16 protein-coding genes, 1 tRNA gene and 2 pseudogenes are annotated in these 16,881 nt (G+C 70.7%); 7 read left to right on the top strand and 12 right to left on the bottom strand.

Features of this window, described 5'->3' with window-relative positions:
* The first annotated feature begins 6 nt into the window (after positions 1-6).
* Entirely contained in the window at positions 7-903 is an 897-nt protein-coding gene (locus Voc01_RS01635) for an NADH-quinone oxidoreductase subunit C (protein ID WP_203925413.1), read from the top strand.
* 1 nt (position 904) lies between these two features.
* A complete protein-coding gene (gene nuoH, locus Voc01_RS01630) occupies positions 905-1,867 on the top strand; it encodes an NADH-quinone oxidoreductase subunit NuoH (RefSeq protein ID WP_203925412.1) in 963 nt (320 codons plus the stop codon).
* A 185-nt stretch (positions 1,868-2,052) separates the two neighbouring features.
* On the opposite strand, the gene Voc01_RS52715 is transcribed toward nuoH, so the two are convergent.
* The 3 genes from Voc01_RS52715 to Voc01_RS01615 all read right to left on the bottom strand — a co-directional run bounded on the left by Voc01_RS52715 (position 2,053) and on the right by Voc01_RS01615 (position 3,688).
* On the bottom strand, positions 2,053-2,265 hold the full coding sequence (locus Voc01_RS52715; RefSeq protein ID WP_239159860.1) for a PDDEXK family nuclease: 213 nt from the start codon (positions 2,263-2,265) through the stop codon (positions 2,053-2,055).
* Positions 2,266-2,853: 588 nt separating this feature from the next.
* Positions 2,854-3,408, bottom strand: coding sequence for a Uma2 family endonuclease (locus Voc01_RS01620; protein ID WP_203925411.1), 555 nt, complete (start codon positions 3,406-3,408; stop codon positions 2,854-2,856).
* A gap of 196 nt (positions 3,409-3,604) precedes the next feature.
* Positions 3,605-3,688, bottom strand: a tRNA-Tyr gene (locus Voc01_RS01615).
* 146 nt (positions 3,689-3,834) lie between these two features.
* On the opposite strand from Voc01_RS01615, the gene Voc01_RS01610 reads away from it, so the two are divergent.
* The gene (locus tag Voc01_RS01610; protein WP_203925410.1) at positions 3,835-4,329 is read left to right on the top strand and encodes a YajQ family cyclic di-GMP-binding protein; all 495 of its coding nucleotides are present in this window, start codon (positions 3,835-3,837) and stop codon (positions 4,327-4,329) included.
* 50 nt (positions 4,330-4,379) lie between these two features.
* A complete protein-coding gene (locus tag Voc01_RS01605) occupies positions 4,380-5,069 on the top strand; it encodes a VWA domain-containing protein (protein ID WP_203925409.1) in 690 nt (229 codons plus the stop codon).
* Between the two features lie 267 nt (positions 5,070-5,336).
* Here the strand turns inward: Voc01_RS01605 and Voc01_RS01600 are convergent, their stop codons facing one another.
* The 6 genes and pseudogenes from Voc01_RS01600 to Voc01_RS01575 all read right to left on the bottom strand — a co-directional run.
* Positions 5,337-6,737 carry an NADH-quinone oxidoreductase subunit N gene (locus Voc01_RS01600; protein ID WP_203925408.1) on the bottom strand — a complete coding sequence of 467 codons (1,401 nt, stop codon included), beginning with the start codon at positions 6,735-6,737 and terminating at the stop codon, positions 5,337-5,339.
* On the bottom strand, positions 6,727-8,178 hold the full coding sequence (locus Voc01_RS01595; RefSeq protein WP_203925407.1) for a complex I subunit 4 family protein: 1,452 nt from the start codon (positions 8,176-8,178) through the stop codon (positions 6,727-6,729). Before Voc01_RS01595 ends, Voc01_RS01600 begins: the two co-directional genes overlap by 11 nt.
* Positions 8,175-10,025, bottom strand: coding sequence for an NADH-quinone oxidoreductase subunit 5 family protein (locus Voc01_RS01590; RefSeq protein WP_203925406.1), 1,851 nt, complete (start codon positions 10,023-10,025; stop codon positions 8,175-8,177). The genes Voc01_RS01595 and Voc01_RS01590 overlap by 4 nt, the downstream gene beginning before the upstream one ends.
* Positions 10,022-10,348: an NADH-quinone oxidoreductase subunit NuoK gene (nuoK, locus tag Voc01_RS01585; RefSeq protein WP_203925405.1), complete on the bottom strand. Its 327-nt coding sequence runs from the start codon at positions 10,346-10,348 to the stop codon at positions 10,022-10,024. Before nuoK ends, Voc01_RS01590 begins: the two co-directional genes overlap by 4 nt.
* Before the next feature lie 8 nt (positions 10,349-10,356).
* Positions 10,357-10,851 (bottom strand): annotated as a pseudogene (locus Voc01_RS01580) (NADH-quinone oxidoreductase subunit J family protein); the annotation flags it as partial.
* Positions 10,851-11,345, bottom strand: a pseudogene (locus Voc01_RS01575) (NuoI/complex I 23 kDa subunit family protein); the annotation flags it as partial. The pseudogenes Voc01_RS01580 and Voc01_RS01575, both read right to left, overlap by 1 nt.
* Between Voc01_RS01575 and Voc01_RS01570 the strand changes: the two are divergent.
* Positions 11,299-11,490 carry a hypothetical protein gene (locus Voc01_RS01570; RefSeq protein ID WP_203925402.1) on the top strand — a complete coding sequence of 64 codons (192 nt, stop codon included), beginning with the start codon at positions 11,299-11,301 and terminating at the stop codon, positions 11,488-11,490. The pseudogene Voc01_RS01575 and the gene Voc01_RS01570 sit on opposite strands and share 47 nt — an antisense overlap.
* 27 nt (positions 11,491-11,517) lie before the next feature.
* Here the strand turns inward: Voc01_RS01570 and Voc01_RS01565 are convergent, their stop codons facing one another.
* The gene (locus Voc01_RS01565) at positions 11,518-12,276 is read right to left on the bottom strand and encodes a DUF899 domain-containing protein (RefSeq protein ID WP_307781551.1); all 759 of its coding nucleotides are present in this window, start codon (positions 12,274-12,276) and stop codon (positions 11,518-11,520) included.
* Positions 12,277-12,341: 65 nt separating this feature from the next.
* Here Voc01_RS01565 and Voc01_RS01560 point away from each other — a divergent pair, with 65 nt between their 5' ends.
* Entirely contained in the window at positions 12,342-12,884 is a 543-nt protein-coding gene (locus tag Voc01_RS01560) for a GntR family transcriptional regulator (RefSeq protein WP_203925400.1), read from the top strand.
* Here the strand turns inward: Voc01_RS01560 and Voc01_RS01555 are convergent, their stop codons facing one another.
* Together Voc01_RS01555 and Voc01_RS01550 are read right to left on the bottom strand one after the other, a co-directional pair.
* The gene (locus Voc01_RS01555) at positions 12,885-14,144 is read right to left on the bottom strand and encodes a TerD family protein (protein WP_203925399.1); all 1,260 of its coding nucleotides are present in this window, start codon (positions 14,142-14,144) and stop codon (positions 12,885-12,887) included.
* Between the two features lie 85 nt (positions 14,145-14,229).
* Positions 14,230-16,104: a PAS domain S-box protein gene (locus Voc01_RS01550; RefSeq protein ID WP_203925398.1), complete on the bottom strand. Its 1,875-nt coding sequence runs from the start codon at positions 16,102-16,104 to the stop codon at positions 14,230-14,232.
* A gap of 184 nt (positions 16,105-16,288) precedes the next feature.
* Between Voc01_RS01550 and Voc01_RS01545 the strand changes: the two genes are divergently transcribed.
* Positions 16,289-16,651 (top strand): hypothetical protein, encoded by a 363-nt coding sequence (locus tag Voc01_RS01545; protein WP_203925397.1) that lies wholly within the window; start codon positions 16,289-16,291, stop codon positions 16,649-16,651.
* Positions 16,652-16,881 lie beyond the last annotated feature (230 nt).

Below are 16,881 nucleotides of genomic sequence, written 5' to 3'. Positions count from 1 at the left end.
GCCGGAATGACGCCGGACGAGATCGGGGCAAGGCTGTCGTCGTTGCTGGGCCAGCCGCGCCCCGAACGCTCCGTCGTCGACGAGCCTTCAGGTGACGCCGGTGCGGTGACCGGAACTATAGGTACCGAAACCGGTACGGCGGCAGCGGCCCAGGGCGCTGTCGCGCGAACGGTCTCTGGCGGTGGCCCGTTCGCCCGGGCCACCGTCGACGTTCCCGTGGGCCGGTGGCGGGCCGCCGTGCAGGCCGCTCGCGACGATGCCGAGCTCGGCATGGACTTCTTCGACTGGCTCTCCGCGGTCGACGAGCAGGACGGCGGCTTCGACCTGGTGGTGCACCTCTGGTCGGTGCGCAAGCGGCACGGCGTGCTCCTGCGCGCCAGGCTGGCCGACCGGGAGGCGCCGCTGGCACCGTCCATCGTGGACCTTTATCCCGGTGCGGCCTGGCACGAGCGCGAGACGCGCGAGATGTTCGGCATCACGTTCACCGACCCGGGTGACGACCGGCCACTCCTCCTGCCCGACGAGTTCGAGGGCCACCCGCTGCGCAAGGAGTTCGTGCTGGCCACCCGCGCCGCGAAGCCCTGGCCTGGTGCGAAGGAGCCGGGCGAGAGCGGTCACGGCGGGCCGGCCAAACGCCAACCGATGCGCGCGATGGGCGTCCCCGACCCCCGGGAGTGGGGCCCGAACGCCGGCGCGCTCCCGCCCGAGCCCGAAGCCCGCCCCCCGCGGGCAGCCGGCGCTCCTGGTACGCCGCGGGCCGATCGCCCGCCACGGGCGTCCGCCGGCTCTCCTGGTACGCCGCGGGCCGATCGCCCGCCACGGGCGTCCGCTGCCGCCGACCCGCCGCGGACCTCTGCCACCGACGACCCCCCTTCGACCCCGCCCACGACGGAGAGTGAGTGACATGCCGGTCTGGGTGGAGCTGGCGATCCGGGTGCTCGCCGTGGTGGGCGCGTTCCTGACGCTGCCGCTGCTCGTGGGCCAGACCGAGCACAAGGTGATGGCGCACATGCAGGGCCGCCTCGGTCCGATGTACGCCGGTGCCTTCCACGGCTGGGCGCAACTGATCGCCGACGGTGTGAAGTTCGTGCAGAAGGAGGACATCACCCCGCGCGACGCGGACCGCCAGGTGTTCCGGCTGGCCCCGGTGATCGCGCTGGTGCCGTACCTCGTGGTGCTGCTGGTGATTCCGCTGGGGCCGAGCGGGTTGGTGGCGCAGCCGCTCGACATCGGGTTGTTCTTCGTGCTGGCCGTGGTCGGCGTCGGGGTGGTGGCGGTGCTGATGGCCGCCTGGGCGTCGGCGAACAAGTATGCGCTGCTGGGCGGCCTGCGCGCGGCGGCCCAGCTGCTCGGCTACGAGCTGCCGTTCGTGTTGGCGGCGGCCAGTGTCGCGATGGCGGCGGGCACGCTGAGCCTGTCCGGGATCGTCGACGCGTGGCGTCCGTGGTGGCTGCTCTGGCAGGCGCCGGCCCTGTTCGTGTTCTTCGTGGCGGGCCTGGCCGAGATCCGCAGGCCACCGTTCGACATGCCGATCGCCGACTCCGAACTCGTCTTCGGTTACATGACCGAGTACACCGGCCTGCGGTTCGCCTTCTTCCTCCTGGCCGAGTACGTGGGGATCGTCGTGATCGCGGCGCTGACCACGGTCCTCTTCCTGGGTGGTTGGAAAGGCCCGTTCCTGGACGCCGAACTGGGTTGGTTGTGGACGCTGCTCAAGGTGGGGGCGGTGAGCTTCGTGGTGATCTGGCTGCGGGTCGCCTATCCGAGGCTGCGCGAGGACCAGCTGCAGCGGTTGTGCTGGCTGGTCCTGGTGCCGCTGTCACTGGTCCAACTGATCCTGACGGTCGGCGTCAAGGTGGCGCTCTGACCCAGCCCCGACCCTCCGGCCGCAGCGACGGCACCGCCGCCCCGTCCCCGGCCGGATCCCGACCAGCGTCCCGAACGCGTCGACCCTGCCCTGCATGAACTCAGGGTCACCGCCGACCAGGCGGTTGACGTTGTTCCGCACCGCCTCCACGACCGCCGTGCCGTCGTCGCCCGTGGGGGCACCGCTCAACGGACGAGTGAACGGGTGTCCAGCGTGAACGGAAACGGGCGCTCGGAGGTCAGGATCTCGCCCTGCCTGGCCATGGCCCGCTCGACGTAGTGCCGGCCGTCGAGTTCGTTGAGGCGCAGGGTGAGCGAGTTGACCGGCTCGTGCTCGATGAGCAGGTACCAGCCGATACCGGCCGCTGCGTACAGGCCCATTTTGAGAACCCGATCCATGACGGCGTCGCTCGGCGGCACGATCTCGCTGATCAGCGGTAGCCGTGAGGCGTCGACGACTACTCCCTCCGGTCTACGTCGACCACGGCGATGTCCGGGCTCGCGATGCGCCGGTATGCAACCGGACGTTGATCGCCTCGTAGACGAACAAACCGGAAGGCGTTGCGGCCTCATCGAGCGCGTTGGCGATGCGGCGGGAGAGGCGCTGGTGACTCATGGTCGGCGCCGGAGTCACGACAAGGCTCCCATAGATCAGCTCGATCCGGTCTGTCGTCTCGCCCAGCGCGAAGTGTTCGTCTTCGCTCCACGGCCGACGTGGTCGACGACCTGAACGCTCATCGGCCTACACCTCCAGGAGCCGGACCACCTCACACTGCTACCAAGCTATGGGGACCTGACGGCGGTACCAACAAGATCGGCCCCTGTCCCGGAGAAGTCGAGGTCAGAGGCCGTGTGTACTGCGTGTGGCGGGTAGAGGATTCGAACCTCTGTAGCTTTCGCGACGGATTTACAGAGCGAGCGTCGAAACAGCTCTGACCTGTGGTTCCGTGCCGTCGACGCGGCATCTTCTCCGCGTATTCTCCGTGGCTACCTGGTAGGGATCGTCCGGGTGTCGAGCGTGAACGCGAACGGCTCGTCAGAGGTAAGCACCTCGCCGCTCTTCGCGATGGCGTGCTCAACGTAGTGCTCGCCGTCGAGGCGGAACAGGCGCAGCGTCAGTTGCCCTTGCTCCTGCTCGATGAGCAGGTACCAGCCGATCCGGGCGGCCGCGTAGAGCTGCATCTTCACGAGCCGGTCGGCCGCCGCGTTACCGGGCGACACGACCTCGCCCACCAGGACGACTTCGCCGGCCTCGACGACCACACCCTCGTCGTCGGTGTCGGCGACGACGAGATCCGGGATGGCGATCCGGCCGGAGGCCAGCCGCAGGTTGACGGCCTCGAAGACCCACAACCCAGCCGCAGACGCCGCCTCATCCAACGCGTTGGCCAATCGGCGGGACAGGTGCTGGTGGCGCTTGCTCGGTGCCGGGCTCACCAGCAGGCTCCCATCGAGCAGTTCGATCCGGTCGGTAGTCTCGCCGAGAGCAAAGTAGTCGTCTTCGCTCCATGGGCCGACGTGGTCGACGACCTGAACGCTCATCGGCCTACACCTCCCTGAAGCCGGACCACTTCCGCTTCTGCTGAGCGTAGCGAGCCTGAGGCCGCCGTGTCGCCCGCGAGCGCCGACACCAGAACGGCACAGCCCCGAGCGGTGAGCGTTGTGGCACTACCGGAACCGGGCCAACGAGTTCGGCCTCCGATCAGCGTTCACGCTGGTCGAAGGCCGTGGGTACTGCTGGTGGCGGGTAGAGGATTCGAACCTCTGTAGCTTTCGCGACGGATTTACAGTCCGCTCCCATTGGCCGCTCGGGCAACCCGCCTAGCCACCGCCAGACGTCCCGCGTCCGGCAGCCACGCAAGGATAACGGTATGACCCCGGGCCCGCGCAAACGGGTACCCTCGGCCGAGCCGCCCGGCGGGGCAGAAGCCGAACAGCCCGATCCACAACACGTACAGGAGCGCGAAAATGGCGTCCGCACCCTCGTTCGACATCGTCAGCAAGGTCGACCGTCAGGAGGTCGACAACGCGGTCCAGCAGACCGCCAAGGAGCTCTCCCAGCGGTTTGACTTCCGCGGCACGGGCGCGGAGATCAAGTGGGCCGGCGAAGAAGGCGTCACGTTGCAGGCCGAGACCGAAGACCGGGTCCTCGCCGCCCTCGAGGTGTTCAAGGAGAAGCTGATCAAGCGGCAGATCTCCCTGAAGTCCCTCGACGCCGGAGACCCGCGTGCGTCCGGCAAGGTGCACCGGCTCGACTGCAAGATCATCCAGGGGATCGACTCCGACAAGGCCAAGGCGATCAGCAAGAAGATCCGCGATGAAGGGCCGAAGGGCGTCCAGGCTCAGATTCAAGGGGACCAGCTGCGCGTCACCGGCAAGAAGAAGGACGACCTGCAGACCGTGATCTCCATGCTCAAGCAGGAGGACTTCGGCGTCGCCCTCCAGTTCACCAACTACCGCTAAGAGCGCGACGACCCCGGAGCCACAGGGCTCCGGGGTCGTACAGTACGACCGTGCCGATCGACCTCACGAAAGCCGCACCCTCGTTCGTCAACCTGTACAAGACCGCCCGGGTCAGCCTCGACAAGCACCGCCTGGGCGGCGAGCGGGCCGCCGTGTACCTCGTGATCGACCACTCGCGGTCGATGGGGCGGTACTTCAAGGACGGCTCGGTGCAGGCCCTGGCCGAGCGGGTCCTCGCACTCGCCGCCCACTTCGACGACGACGGCACCGTCCCGGTGATCTTCTTCGACACGACGGCCCGCAAGGCCGTCGAGATCTCGGTGACCGACTACGCCGGCTCGATCGACCGCATCAAGGCCGGCGCCGGTGCCATGGGCGCCACGAACTACGCGGCGGCGATGCGGGCCGTGATCGATGTGCACAAAGGCAGGGGACCGGCGTTCGTGGTGTTCCAGACCGACGGCGCGCCGACCTCGAAGCGGGAGACCACCGAGGTCCTCTGCGAGGCGGCGAAGCTGCCGATCTTCTGGCAGTTCATCGGCTTCGGCGACGATGAGTTCGCCTACCTGCGCCGGCTCGACGACCTGCCCGTCCCGTCGAAGCGGATCGTCGACAACGCCGGGTTCTTCCCGGCCGGGCCCGAGCCGCAGCAGCTCCCCGACGACGTGCTGTTCGACAACCTGATGTCGGAGTTCCCGCAATGGCTCGCCGCCGCCCGCCAGGCGCGCGTCCTCGAGTAGTGCTTTCTCAGGTTCCCGGGATGCCGTACGGCGCAACACATTCAGCGACACACGTCGGCGCCCGACGCCCCCTCTCCGTCGATCTTGCAGTCGTGGCCTCCCTCAAAACACGACATTTCGCCAAATAGGGGCGGCCACGACTGCAAGATCGGCGCACGCCTCGACAACGGCGCACGCCTCGACATCGGCGCGATCGCGTCGGGGTGGGCGTGGGGCGGCACCCGGTCCGCGCAGGACGGCCCCGCCACACGGGCGGCAGAAGATTTGCTACCGGAGAGCGGTGGCGTCGAAGACGACCTGGGGGGCGAAGCCCAGAACCAGGGCAGCCAGTGCCACCAGGACGAGAGCAGCCGCCACCGCCCAGTGCGGCGTCGCCGGAGCGGCGGGAACGGTGGGAGTGACGAACAGCGCCGCGCCCGCCCTGACGTAGTACGCCAGCCCCACCACCGCGTTCACCGCCACCACGACCGCGAGCCACGTCGCATCGCTGTCCACCAGTGACCGCACGACCGCGACCTTCGCGAACAGGCCCGCGATGCCGGGCGGCAGCCCCGCCAGCCCGGCCAGTGCCAGCAGCAGCACCGCCGACCGCCACGGTGCTCCCCGGCCGGCACCCGCGTAATCGGTCAGCGCACCACCGTCGAGCGACGGGCGCAGCGCGATCACCGCGCCGAACGCCGCCAGTTCCAGCGCCACGAAGAACACCGCGTACGTGAGGGCCGTCGCGCCACCGTCGTCGACGGCGATGGCGGCCAGGATGTAGCCGGCCTGCGCGATCGACGACCACGCCAGCAGCCGCACCATGCGGCGCTGGCGCAGAGCGACCAGGTTGCCGACGGTCATCGTCAGCAGCGACAGCACCACCACGGCCGCCACGGCGGTGGCGCGCTCCGGGGCGACCGCGACGTCGACCACGTACACGAGCGCGACCACGCCGCCGAGCTTCGAGGCGGTGGACAGGTACGCGGCCACCGGCAGCGGGGCGCCGTCGTAGGTGGAGGGAGCCCAGGCGTGCAGGGGCACGGCCGCGACCTTGAACGCCAGCCCGCCGATCAGCACCACGATCCCCACGACGGCCAGCGGCCGCAGCGCCGACGGTGCGGAGGCGAGGCCGGAGAAGAGGGCGGGGAAGTGCACGGCTCCGGTGGTCGCGTACAGCAGTCCGGCGCCGAGCAGCGAGATGGCCGTCGACACGACGCTGACCACGAAGAACGTCACCGCACCGTCGGCCGCCGGCAGGGTGCGGCGCAGGGCGACCAGCACGTACAGCGGCAGGGTGAGCGTCTCGAGGGCCACGATCAGCGTGATCAGGTCGCCGGCGCCGGCCAGGACGACTCCGCCGGTCATCGAGCACGTCAGCAGGAAGCAGTACTCGCCCATCGGCGCGCGCACCGTTGCCGAGAAGGCCAGCACGGCGGCGGTCAGCAGCGCGAAGACGGCCATCAGCACGGCCGAGCGGTCGGTGACCACGAACGAGCAGTGGTCGTCGACGCAGAAGGAGGTCCGCGGAGACCCGGTGCTCAGCCAGAACGCGCCACCCGCGACCGACAGCGACCCGAGGAGCCCCACCACGAGCGGGAAGAACCGGAACAGGTCGGCCAGCAGCACGAGCACCGCCGTCCCGGCGGCCAGGTAGGCCGGGATCAGCGCCACGTGGTCAATTCGCACCGGACACCACCAGCAGCAGGTTGCGAACGGGCTCGGCGGCCGGCGACAGCGCGAGCGCCGGCACCAGTCCCAGGGCGAGGGCGAGCACCACGAGCGGTCCCCAGGAGGCAAGTTCGAACCGGCGCAGCGCCGGGAGGACGCCGAGACCCGGCCCGTGGGTCACCCGCCGGAGCAGGCGGAGGAAGTAGGCCGCGGCCAGGGCGGCGCCCAGTGCGGCGAGCACGGCCGCGGCCGTCCACCCGCGTTCGACGGCCGCGACCACCGCGAACGCCTCCCCCCAGAAGCCGGCGAGGCCGGGCAGCCCGACTGACGCGATTGCCGCGAACCCGAGCAGGCCGGCGAGGCCGGGCGCGGTCTCGCGGAGGCCGCCGAGGCGGGCCAGGTCGCCGGTGTGGGCCCGGTCCTTGATCGCTCCGGCGAGGAAGAACAGGAGCCCGGTGATGACGCCGTGCGCCAGGTTGCCGATCAGCGCGGCCTGCAGGCCGGTGCTGGTGAGCGTCGCGATGCCGAGCAGCACGAAGCCCATGTGCCCCACCGACGAGTACGCGATGAGCCGTTTGAGCTCGGTCTGCGCCAGGCAGACCAGGCCGCCGACGATGATGGCCGCGACGGCGAGGGCGGCGACGAAGGGCGACGCCGCCGAGGCCGCCTCGGGTGCGGCGCCGACCGCGATCCGGAGCAGCCCGTACGTGCCCATCTTCAGCAGTACGCCGGCGAGGATCACCGACCCGACCGTGGGCGCCTCCGTGTGCGCGTCGGGCAGCCAGGTGTGCAGCGGCCACAGCGGGCTCTTCACCGCGAAACCCACGAGGAGCAGCACGAAGGCGATCCGCTGGACGTCCGTGGAGAGCCGCATGCCGGTCAGCTCGACCAGGTCGGCGGTCCCGGCCGCGGTCACGAGGGTGACCAGGCCGACCAGCAGCACCACCGACCCGAACAGCGTGTAGAGCACGAACTTCCGTGCCGCGCGCCGCCGGCCGTCGCCGCCCCAGCCGGCGATCATCGCGTACATCGGCAGCAGCACGAGTTCGAAGAACACGAAGAACAGGATCAGGTCGAGGGCGAGGAACACCCCGACGATCCCGACCTCGATCACCAGCAGCAGCGCCACGAGGTGGCGGCCGCCGCGGTCGCCGGGCACGTGCCACAGCGTGTAGAGGCAGCAGAGGAACGTCAGCAGCGCGGTCAGCACGACCAGCGGGTACGAGATGCCGTCGACTCCGAGGTGGAACCGCAGCGACAGCGCCGGCACCCACGGCAGGTCGACGGAGTGCCACGGGTTGAGCCCGGCCTCGCCACCGGTCGCGCGGTCGATCGGCAGCACCGCGGCCGCGACCACCGTGAGGAACGCGAACACCGTGCCCGCGATCCGGCCGAACAGGACGGCGGCCAGGGCGCCGAGGGCCGGCAGAACGAGTGTCGCGACGAGAACGACGTTCACCGTGCCACCTCCACGACCGCCGCCACCACGCCGAGCAGCACCGCGCCGGCCAGCGCGGCGCCGGCCGCCCGGGGCACGCCGGCGCGGTGCGCCCAGGCGAGCACCCCGCCGGCCCGTACCGCGGCCGAGCCGGTGCCGTCGACCGCGCCGTCGACGACCGCTTCGTCGCCGCGCCGCGCCCACCGCGCCAGCGCCAGCACCGGCCGGGTCACCAGCGCGTTCTGCACGGCGTCCAGGTAGAAGGCCGCCGCCAGCGCCGGCCGCGCCGGAAGGCGGTCCGCCGGGTCCGCGGCACCGCGGCGCCACATCAGCGCCGCGAGGCCCGCACCACCAAGGGCCAACAGCAATGGGACCGCGACAGCGGCGCCGAGGTGCCCGACTTCCCCGGTGCCCGGACCGAGCCGGTCGACGAAGCCGCCGGCCAGCGCGGCCAGCCCGAGCAGCGTGGCCGGGACGGCCAGCAGCAGCACCGGCCACCGCATGGCGCCCGGCGGCTCGTGGGCGTGCCGGGCCTCGGTGGTGCGGGGTGCTCCGAGGAACACGAGGAGCCACAGGCGGGCGGCGTACCACCCGGTCAGCAGGACGGTGACCGCGCCGGTGCCGTAGATCAGCCAGCCGACCCCGCCGCCCTCGTGCAGGGCCGACGCGAGTACCGCCTCCTTGCTCCAGAACCCGGCGAACGGTGGCAGCCCGGCCAGCGCCGCGAGCCCGGCCGTGGTGGCGAGGAACGTCAGGGGCATGAGCGTGCGCAGCCCGCCGGTCGCCGCGATCAGGTTCGAGTGGACCGCGTGGATCACCGCGCCGGCGGCGAGGAACAGCAGCGCCTTGAACGCGGCGTGGGTGAAGAGGTGGAACAGCGCGGTGCCGGGCGCGTGGACCGCGAGCGCGCCGGTCATGTACCCCAGCTGCGACACGGTCGACCAGGCGAGCACGCGTTTGATGTCCGTCTGTGCCAGGGCCGCCAGTGCTCCCAGGAGCATCGTGATCGCCGCCATCACGGCGAGCACCGTGAGCGCCGGGTCGGAGCCGGCGAACAGCGGGAACAGCTGCGCGACGACGTACACGCCGGCGGCCACCATCGTCGCCGCGTGGATCAGCGCCGAGATCGGGGTGGGGCCGGCCATCGCGTCGGGGAGCCAGGTGTGCAGCGGGAACTGCGCGCTCTTGCCGGCCACGCCGGCGAGCAGCAGCAGGCAGGCCAGCGTGAGGTCGAATGGCTTGTAGTCGTGGGCCAGCACCGTGTCGATGCGGAAGCTGCCGGCGTGGTAGCCGAGCACCGCGATGCCGAGCAGGAACCCGACGTCGCCGACGCGCGTCACCAGGAAGGCCTTCACCGCCGCGCCGGGCGCCTCGGGCAGCGTTCGGTCGTGCGCGATGAGCAGGTACGAGCAGACGCCCATGACCTCCCAGCCGATGAGCAGCTGGATGAGGTCGGGCGCGACGACCACGGTCATCATCGCGGCGGTGAACAGCGACACCTGTGCCGCGTAGGGTCCGTACCGCTCGTCGCCTCCCTCGGCGACAGATCTACCGTTTCGGCCGTTGTGGAGGTAGGCGACGGAGTAGATCTGCACGGCCAGCGCCACCGCGCCGACGGTCACCGCCATCAGCGTGGCCGCCCCGTTGACCCGTACCCCGAAGTCGACCGAGAGACCGGCGAAATCGGCCGCTCTGTACGCGTCCACGAAGGGGTTGTCGAAACGGACGGCGAGCACGACGGCGCTGACCAGTGCGACGGACGCCGCCGTGATCGCGAGCGCGGCGGCCGCGCGGCGCCCACGCAGCAGGAACCCGACGAGCGCCGCGAGGAGGGGCGCGAGCGGCAGGGCCGCGGCCAGGACGGTCACGCCTTGACCTCTTCCTCTTCCTCGCTGAGGGGCACCTCGTCGACGGCCACGGAGCTCCGCAGCCGGTACAGCTGGAGCACGACCGCCAGCCCGACCCCGATCTCGGCCGCGGCCAGCACGATGACGAACAACGCGAACACCTGGCCGCCGTGCGGCACCACCGCCCGCACCGTGACGTCGGCCGTGACCAGCACCAGGTTGACGCCGTTGAGCAGCAGTTCCACGGCCATGAGCACGAGGATCGCGTTGCGCCGGGCCAGCACCCCGTAGACGCCCAGCCCGATGAGGCACGCCGCGATGACGTAGGGGATCGTCGGACGCATCAGCGCGCCCCGATGTCCGGCCGGCTGACGACGATCGCGCCGACGAGGGCCGCGAGCAGCAGCACGCCCACCACCTCGAACGGCAGCACCCAGACCGAGAAGATCTGCTCGCCCAGCCGCTCGGCGGTGCCGGCCGCGGCCGGCCGCCCGACCTCGGTCCACCGGTACACGCTGGCGAACAGTGCCGCGAGTCCCAGCCCGGCGCCGCCACCGATCAGCGTGCCGGGCCACCGGACCCGGTCGAGGTCGGGGCTGGCGCCGATCGGCGCCCGGGTGAGCATGACGGCGAACAGCAGCAGTACGACCACCGCGCCGACGTAGAGCAGAACCTGCACCCAGGCGAGCAGTTCGGCACCCAGCACCAGGTAGCACCCGGCCACCGCGGCGAGCGTGACCACCAGCCACAACCCGGCCCGCACCAGGTGCCGGGTGGTGACCACGAGCACTCCCGAACCGACAGCCACGGCGCCGAGCGCGACCAGCAGCAGGTCGGCCGCGGTCACTTGGCGACCCGCTGTTCTTCCTTGGAGGGTTCGCCGTTCGGGTCGTGGGCCGGTGGCGGCGGAATGGTCTCCGCCCACTGGTCGAGCCGTTCCCTTTCGTGCATCAGGTCGCGGATGTCGTACTCGGCGTACTCGAACTCGGGCGTCCAGAACAGGGCGTCGAACGGGCACGCCTCGATGCAGATGCCGCAGTACATGCACAGCGAGAAGTCGATCGCGAACCGGTCGAGCACGTTGCGCTGGCGGGCCCGGGCGGCGCCGGGCACATGCACCTCCTCCTTGTGGGAGTCGATGTAGATGCACCAGTCGGGGCACTCGCGGGCGCACAGCATGCACACCGTGCAGTTCTCCTCGACGAGCGCGATGACCCCCCGCGAGCGGGGTGGCAGGTCCGGCTGAACGTCGGGGTACTGCCTGGTGTGCGACCGACGGGTCATCGTCTTCAGCGTGACGACCAGCCCTTTGGCAAGCCCACTGCCCGGCAACGAGTCCACGGGCTACATCCTGCTACATTTCCGCGATCTTGGATCGCCTGCGGTTGGGCGGGTCGCTACCGTCGCCGACGTGGAGACATCCTTCGACCTCGCCGCCGCCCTGTGCGGCCTCGGCGGCGTCACGCTGACGGACCTGTTCCAGTGAGGGTGTTCTCCACGGACAGCGCGACGGTCACGAGGTGACGTACTCGTCGTGGTACCTGAGGGTGGGGCTGCCGGCGCCCGCGCCCAGCGCGGTCGCGCGTCCCTTGGGTTCCTCCCACTCCTCCTGCCGGCCCAGGTAGGTGACGTCGAGCAGGTCGGACAGGAAGCCGAGGTTGTCGGTGCCGCGGGCGTAGGCGGAGTACGTGTGGAAGACCGATCCGTCGTGACGGAGGAAGCAGCTCAACCCGTGCAGGTCGAACGGCTGCTCCCAGCCGTCGAGGGAGAAGCCGCGGTCGGCCAGTTCCGGCAGGGTCAGGTAGTTGTACGAGATCGGCGCCACCGACTCGTCGAACGTCACGTGGAAGTCGTAGTTGAAGTCGCTTCCGCGCGAGGAGTACCAGGGAAACGTCCACTCCATCCGCTGCTTGAACGCCGCGATCTCGTCGTAGGGCCCACGGGAGATGGCGGCGAACGTCGTGTCGCGGGCGTTGAGGTGGGCGAGGTGCCCGATCTGGTCGAGGAAGCAGGAGCAGCTGGGGCAGGCCCGGCGCGCGTCGTCGAGCCACATCGCGTGGTAGACGACGAGCTGCCGGCGCCCTTCGAAGAGGTCGTCGAGGGTGAGCGCGGCGCCGGTCGGTCCGGTGAACCGGTAGTCCTCGTCGATGCGCACCACGGGCATCCGTCGCCGTTCGGCGTTCAGCTCGTCGCGCGTCCGGGTGAACGCTTTCTCCTTGGCCAGCAGGTTCTTGCGGGCGTCGGTCCACGTCTCGCGGTCCACGATCTCCATGTCCATCCCCGTGGCTTACCCAACGCGCGGAGGTCGCCAACGGCGGACCGTACGCTTGTGAACCCGTGAGGACTTGGTTCGCGCCCGACCGGTACAGCCGTCGCCGCCGCGAGGAGACAGGCCTGGGGCCGTTCGGGGTCGCGGTCACCGCGCAGGGCCGGGCCGCCGTGGTCCGGCCAGGATCGATGAGACGGGCGTCGGCGCCGGCCGACATCGTCGAGCGGCTCGGTCTCCGTGCGGGTGCCGAGGTGATCGTGCGGGAGAGCCTGTACCTGGTGGACGGCGAGCCGGTGCAGGTCGGTGTCACCTACATCCCGGCCGCGATCGCCGACGGTTCCCCGCTGGCCTCCGACGCCGACCTGGGCCCGGGCGGCATCTACGGCCGGTTCGAGGAGCTGGGTTGGCCGGTGGCCCAGATCCGCGAGGATCTCGTGGCCCGCCAGCCGACCCCGGCCGAGGCGGCGAGCCTGGCCCTACCTCCGCACGGCCCCGTCCTGGAGGTGACCCACACCAGCATGGACGACTGGAAGCGCCCGTTCGAGGTCACCCGCTACGTCCTGCGCGCCGACCGAGCCGGCTTCACCTACGAACTCCAGATCGACGACTAGCTAGATCCGGGCTCCCTTGGCGAGGTTGCACCTGCGGCAGAGCAGTTGCAGGTTGGCGACGCTCGTCGCCCCGCCCCGGCTCCACGGAATGACGTGGTCGAACTCCAGGTACTCCGAGGCGCTGCACTCGACGCAGGCGCCACCGTCGCGGCGCCACACGTCGACCTTGATGGCGTGGGGGATCGCGCGTGAGTCGCGCTGGGCCGGGATGGTGACGGTGGCGGTGCGCCGGCTGACCTTGAGGATGCCCGTGAGGACCGCGGCGGCGTACTCGGAGTCGGCCACCTCGTACGCGCCGCCGTGCTTGCCGGTGCCCATCACGATGACCGTCGCGTACTCGGGCCGCAGCTCCACCACCTTCGACCACGGCAGCTCGTGGCCGTTGGTCGAGATGAACCGCAGCTTGCGGTTGGAGGCGACGACCCGGCCGGCGGTCCGCTTCGTACTGCCGTTCTCGAAGGTCTTGATGTGCACCGCGGGCGTGTCCAGGTGGACCTTCTCGTCGGCCTCCAGGAAGAGTCCGCTGTCGGCCACCTCGGGCAGGAGACCCTCGCTGATGCGGGCCAACTGGAGGCCGCGGTTCATCCGGTCGCGCATCTCGTCAACGGCCGGCCCGCTGACCCCGAGCCTGCGAACGGTCTCCTCGAACTCGTCGACCTCGTGCTGTTCGATGACGTCGTCCGCGAACGCGAACGTCACCACCTGCTGCAGGTGCCGGAGCGACTCCGCCTGCGACACGACCGACGACTCGTCCTCGACGCTGATGCCGAAGTCGGTGGCCAGCCCGCTGAGCCCGCTCCGCCACCCCTGGCCGACGGCGCGGAACTTCCACCCGTCGCCGCGGCGGTACAGCTCGCCGAACACCATGGCCGACACGGGTTCGATGTCGGCCACCGGATACGAGGCCACCGACCGGGTGCCGTGCACCACCGACACGCACAGCTCGGGCACCGAGTCGAACGACCCGCTCTCCAGCGACCCCGCGACCACGACCCGGTCGACGTCCGCCGGAAGCCCCTGCAGGTCGACGGTGACGACCGCCGAGGTCGGGTCCGCCTCGGCCAGCCGCACGGCTCCGCAGGAGTGCTCCGGCTGGTTGTAGAACACGAAGTCGTCGTCGTCGCGGACCTTCCCGTCCGCGGTGAGCAGCAACGCGCAGGCGTCGACTCCCGAGCCTCTGTTCCACGAGACCCTGACCTGCACCTCGGCTGCCGGAACCGCCGTGTTGGCACCACGAACCAGCGCTGCACCGTTGGTCACTCCGTCACCACCCTCCGGCGGGAGCTTAGTAGTGCGGCCACGGTGCGTAACGGTGGCCGTTCGGGCGGTTTCGGTCGACGGTCGGTTACGCCGTGCGGGGGAGGTGCAGGGTGACGCACGTGCCCTTGCCGACCTCCGACTCCAGGGTCACCCGGCCGCCGTGGGCCTCGGCGATCGTCTTGACCAGGGCCAGCCCCAGCCCGGTCCCCTGGATGTGCTGCTCTCGGGCCAGCGACGAGCGGAAGAACCGCTGGAACAGCCGGGCCTGCTCGTCAGGTGGGATGCCGATGCCGGTGTCGCGCACCGACAGGCGGACCTCGTTCTCGTCGTACTCGCCGGTCAGGGTGATGACGCCGCCGGCGGGGGAGAACTTCACGGCGTTGCTGAGCAGGCTGAGCAACGCCCGGTTGAGGTGGGTCGCGTCGACGGGTACCGGTGGCACCGCGGCCGGCACGACCAGGTCGAGCAGCAGCCCGGTCGGCAATGCCGGCCGGACGGTCGTGTCGACGGCGGCCAGCAGGTCGGTCACGTCGATGAGTTCCGGCGCGAGCGCGAAGTCGCCGGTGTCGACCTTCGCGAACGACAGCAGGTCCTCCACCAGCGAGAGCAGCCGCGCGCCGTTGGTGTCGATGACGTCGAGCATCCGGCGCTGGATGGAGCCGAGCTCGCCGGCCTCCTCTTCCAGCAGCATCTCGGTGTAGCCGCGGATGCTGGTGAGCGGCGTGCGCAGCTCGTGCGACACGGTCGCGATGAGGTCGGTCTTCAGGCGGTCGAGCTCGCGCAGCTCGTGGTTGAGGGCCACGACCTGCTCCTCGACCTCGTGTTGCGGGGTGTCGTCGCGGATGACCTTGACGAACCCGCGCAGGTCACCGTCGTCGGCGACGGCCGCGGTGATCACCGAGTTGGCCCAGAAGGTGGTCCCGTCCCGGCGCAGCCGGGGTCCCGCGGTCTCGACCCGGCCCGCCGTGCGGGCCTCCGAGAGCAGGCGGGCGGGTAGTCCCGCGGAAACATCTTCGGGACGGAAGAAGGCCGTCACCGGGTGTCCGACGATCTCGGCCTCGGCGTACCCGAGCAGCCGCTCGGCGCTGCTGCTCCAACTGGTGACCCGGCCCTCCGGGTCGAGGGTCACGATCGCGCAGTCGCCGGCGCCGTCGAGGAGCAGCCGCTGCTGTTCCTCGGTGGACCGCAGCCTGGACTCCGCGAGACGGTGGCCGGTCACGTCACTGTTGATCTCGATGACCGCGTGCGGCCGGCCGGTCGTGTCGCGGCGCATGGCCTGACGGCTGTGGACGTGGACCGTGGCGCCGTCGGCCCTCCGTTGGCGCAGGTCGCCGGTCCACATGCCGGTGCTCCGCAGCGCGGCGTCGACCGCGCCGCGGCCGCCGTCGGTCGGGTCGGCCAGGTCGGCGGCGCGCATGCCGAGCAGTTCGGCCCGCGGGCGTCCGTACAGGGTCTCGGCCGCGCGGTTGCAGTAGGTGATCCGGCCGTCGGCGTCACGGATCAGGACCGCGTCGTGGGCGAGGTCGAGCAGGGCGAGCTGACCTTCGAGCGCCACGATGTGTGCGGCGAGCCGGCGGTCGGCGAGCTTGCGGTCGGTCACGTCGGAGATCACGGTGACCGTGCCCGCGCCGTCGGCCAGGTGGTGTGTCTCTATTCGCAGATGCCGCTCGGCGAGGGTGATCTCGTCGGTGGCCGGGTCCGTCAGGGCCGCCGGGAGCACGATCCCGCGCAGGGGCGCGCCCGTGAGCCCGAGCAGGGCGCGCGCGGTCCGGTTGACCATGGTGACCCGGCCGCGGGGGTCGAGGATGACCACACCGTCCGTAACCGTGTCGAGCGCCGCCCGGTGGAGTCGCAGCCGCCGGAGCGCGACCTGTGCGGTCGCGCCGACAGCCGCGCCGACCAGCGCGGCGACGACCCCGTAGGGACGCCCCCGCGCTGCGCGTACCGCCTCGCCTGCCATCGCCTTTCCATCGGCCGGAGGGTGCCGCATCTGATCGAACACGTGTTCTAATAGTGAAATGGACATGCGGGTCGGGTCTGGCATGAACCGTGTAGGAAGTCGGGCGAGGGTCATCTCACTAGTGCTGCGGGGCGGGGCCCTGGAGGCGCCGCCAGCAGGGGCGATGGGCGGTTGGGTGCTCGATGTGAGCGCTCTCGTGGCGTTCGTGGAGGGCAGCGAGTACGCCGCGAGCGTGCGGGCGATGGCGGAACGAACGGGTCGTACGTTGCTGGTTCCGCTGCCGGCTCTGGCGGCCGCGGCGCAGCGCCGTCCCGGCCTCGATCCGGGTGGTCGGCTCACCGCGTTGCTCGCCGAGCCGATGGTCGTCGCGGTCGACGGAGCGGCGGCGGCCGGTCCGTTGTTCGACCGTCTCGTGTCGCGCGCGTCGGGCGACCGGTTGGCCGCAATGGTCGTGCTGTTGGCTACGGAGCGTGGCTGGCCTGTGCTCACCGACCGGGGGGAGTCGCTCGCGCGGCTGCGTCCGGACCTGTTGGTGATCCCGTCCTGATAACGTGATCACGCTGTCACCTGGGGCTTCCCGCTGACCCACCGGCATCACGCGCACTCGGAGACGTCAAGAACATCCGCCGTTCGCCGTCACCAAATTGACCGAAAGGCCGAAGTGTGCGGATCGATCGGTCGGCGCGCGGCTCGGGGTTTCCCGTGCGGTTTTGCCTATGGCACGATCGGGGATACCACTAACACGGACGTACCTTGGCCACAGGAGTTGCAGCATGA

The organism is Virgisporangium ochraceum (assembly GCF_016863655.1).
In the GTDB taxonomy this organism is placed as follows: domain Bacteria; phylum Actinomycetota; class Actinomycetes; order Mycobacteriales; family Micromonosporaceae; genus Virgisporangium; species Virgisporangium ochraceum.
This window is presented reverse-complemented; position numbering and strand designations above follow the sequence as displayed.

Bases quoted from the DNA above. Each gene is read 5' to 3' on its own strand.
- Voc01_RS01550 (WP_203925398.1), bottom strand. From the start codon at position 16,104: ATGGCAGGCGAGGCGGTACGCGCAGCGCGGGGGCGTCCCTACGGGGTC.
- nuoH (WP_203925412.1), top strand. From the start codon at position 905: ATGCCGGTCTGGGTGGAGCTGGCGATCCGGGTGCTCGCCGTGGTGGGC.
- Voc01_RS01610 (WP_203925410.1), top strand. From the start codon at position 3,835: ATGGCGTCCGCACCCTCGTTCGACATCGTCAGCAAGGTCGACCGTCAG.
- nuoK (WP_203925405.1), bottom strand. From the start codon at position 10,348: ATGCGTCCGACGATCCCCTACGTCATCGCGGCGTGCCTCATCGGGCTG.
- Voc01_RS01620 (WP_203925411.1), bottom strand. From the start codon at position 3,408: ATGAGCGTTCAGGTCGTCGACCACGTCGGCCCATGGAGCGAAGACGAC.
- Voc01_RS01565 (WP_307781551.1), bottom strand. From the start codon at position 12,276: ATGGAGATCGTGGACCGCGAGACGTGGACCGACGCCCGCAAGAACCTG.
- Voc01_RS52715 (WP_239159860.1), bottom strand. From the start codon at position 2,265: ATGGATCGGGTTCTCAAAATGGGCCTGTACGCAGCGGCCGGTATCGGC.
- Voc01_RS01635 (WP_203925413.1), top strand. From the start codon at position 7: ATGACGCCGGACGAGATCGGGGCAAGGCTGTCGTCGTTGCTGGGCCAG.